The sequence below is a fragment of the Roseospira goensis genome, from assembly GCF_014197795.1.
Classification (GTDB): Bacteria; Pseudomonadota; Alphaproteobacteria; order Rhodospirillales; family Rhodospirillaceae; genus Rhodospira; species Rhodospira goensis.
Genome location: NZ_JACIGI010000073.1, coordinates 1 through 1970, shown reverse-complemented (window position 1 = coordinate 1970; position 1970 = coordinate 1). Strand labels below are relative to the sequence as shown.

Here is a 1970-nt window from a genome sequence, read left to right as displayed (position 1 = left end):
CGGCCCCGCCGCGCCGTCCACGTCCACGCCGTCCTCCCCGACCGCCCCGACCGCATGGAGTGCCTGACATGCTCGATCTCAACGACGCCGGCCCGCAGATGGCGCCGGCCGGCGACCTCATCCCCGACGGCACCTTCGTCAAGGTGCGTATGACGCTGCGCCCGGGAGGCGTGGATGGTCCGACGCCGGACGACCGCGGCCTGCTGAAAGCGTCGCAGAACAGCGACGTGAAGATGCTGGACTGCGAGTTCACGGTGGTCGGTGGCCGGTTCGACCGCCGCAAGGTCTGGCAACACCTGACCGTCGCCGGCGGCAAGGCCGATGCCAACGGCCAGTCCATCGGGTGGACCATCACCAAGTCCACCATCCGCGCCATGATCGAAAGCGCCCTTGCGATCGATCCCAAGGACGAGAGCGCCGCCGCCAAGCAGAAGCGCACCCTGCCCAGCCTGAAGGCTCTCGACGGCATCACGTTCTACGCTCGCATCATGGTCGAGCCGGCCTCCAGCGCCCAGTACAAGGACCAGAACAAACTGGCCAACGTCGTGGTGCCCGGCGATCCGGAATACGACCCGCTGACGCGCGGCGAGGAGGTGGCGGCCCGGCCGGTGGATGCCAAGCCCCGGCAGCCGAAGACCACCCAGCCGCAGGGCAACGGCTGGGGCAACACGGCCGCGCCGCAGCAGGACGCGCCCCCGGCCTGGCAGACCCCGGCGGCGCCCACCCAGGGTGGAGCCCCCGCCGCCGCCGGTGGCCAGAAACCCAACTGGCTGTGACCCATGACCGAGGACGAGAAACAGGCCGCCATCACCCGGGCCGGCGCCGAGGCCATCGGCGCATGGCTGGTGGACCGCCACCAGGCGCTGAACCGGCCGATCCGCTCCCTGACGATCGGTGAACTGGACGCCATGGCCGGCGCCGCCATCGCCGCGGCGGTGCTGACGCGGGCCGATCTGGCCGTCCGGACCGGCGACGCCGCCGAGATGGACCGCCTGCTGGCGGGATGAAACGCGCGCCCTGTGCCCTGTGCGGGCGCCAGGCCCGCGGCTTCGGCCTCCGCCCGCGTCGCCCGGACGGGCCCTGGCATCACTTCTGTTCGATGCGCTGCCTGGATCGGGGGAGCGCCCTGGCGAGGAAAGGGTTCGGCATGATCGACAAGACCCGGATGGAGGCTCAGGCGATCAAGGACGCCCGCCGCCCCTTTGCCGAGGCGCTGACCGAACTGGGGCTCATGGAGCCGTTCGCCACCCGCACCGCCGAGGAGATCGATCGCCTCATCGAGGCCTGCGTGACCGGGTTCCAGGACTCCATGCAGCGCCAGTCCCTCGAAGACACGATCCCGTTCTGAGGGGCGAGGCATGATCGGCGTTCACCACCCCTCACCCGGCAATCAGATCCTGCATCTCTATGATGAAGGAGATTTCGTCCGGGTGCTGGATCCCGTCAGCGTCCATGACCGTCTGACAGGCCCGCAGAAGGCGCATCTGCCGGTGCGTCGGCAAATCGGAAACAACGTGTGCCGCCCGTACCAAGGACGAGAAGTCCGGCCTGAGATTGCGCACGTAGCGTTGCATCCGCGCGATGTCTTCCGCCCCCAGCCAAAGGTCCGCATCCGCACCGATCTGCTGCGCATGATCGACGATCACGTCGATCTCCTCGGGTCGCATGCACCCGTCGGAACGGCTGAGCCCCGCCAGAATGACAAGTTCGTCGCGCGCCCGCCCGCGCACCTGCTTGAACAAAGGCGGGATGGTGTCGTCACAGGAACGGAACTGCTCGGGGACACAGATGCCCAGTTCGTCTGTGAAAAAGGGATCACGGTCGAACAACTCGCCGGTCAGGATGTCAATGACGGCCTGGATACGGTCGTAGCGGAACGTGCGGTTGGCCTGCCGCTCGTGGCAGAAGCAGGCGATGAACAGTGCGGGCCCCTTCGAGACCTTCATCCGGTGCAGGGTGACGCGGCGCTG

Annotated in this window: 4 protein-coding genes; 3 read left to right on the top strand and 1 reads right to left on the bottom strand. The window is 68.4% G+C overall.

Translation table 11 applies throughout. The features are described 5' to 3' along the window. The first annotated feature begins 68 nt into the window (after nt 1-68). From GGD88_RS18340 to GGD88_RS18330, 3 genes are all read left to right on the top strand, one after another. The gene (locus GGD88_RS18340; RefSeq protein ID WP_184438224.1) at nt 69-776 is read left to right on the top strand and encodes a hypothetical protein; all 708 of its coding nucleotides are present in this window, start codon (nt 69-71) and stop codon (nt 774-776) included. A 3-nt stretch (nt 777-779) separates the two neighbouring features. Beyond that, nucleotides 780-1007, top strand: coding sequence for a hypothetical protein (locus tag GGD88_RS18335; protein WP_184438221.1), 228 nt, complete (start codon nt 780-782; stop codon nt 1005-1007). A gap of 140 nt (nt 1008-1147) precedes the next feature. Continuing rightward, nucleotides 1148-1348: a DUF6511 domain-containing protein gene (locus GGD88_RS18330; protein WP_246423869.1), complete on the top strand. Its 201-nt coding sequence runs from the start codon at nt 1148-1150 to the stop codon at nt 1346-1348. Nucleotides 1349-1379: 31 nt separating this feature from the next. Here GGD88_RS18330 and GGD88_RS18325 read toward each other — a convergent pair. Further along, nucleotides 1380-1970 (bottom strand): tellurite resistance TerB family protein (locus GGD88_RS18325; protein WP_184438218.1); only part of this gene is annotated, 591 nt, incomplete at its 5' end.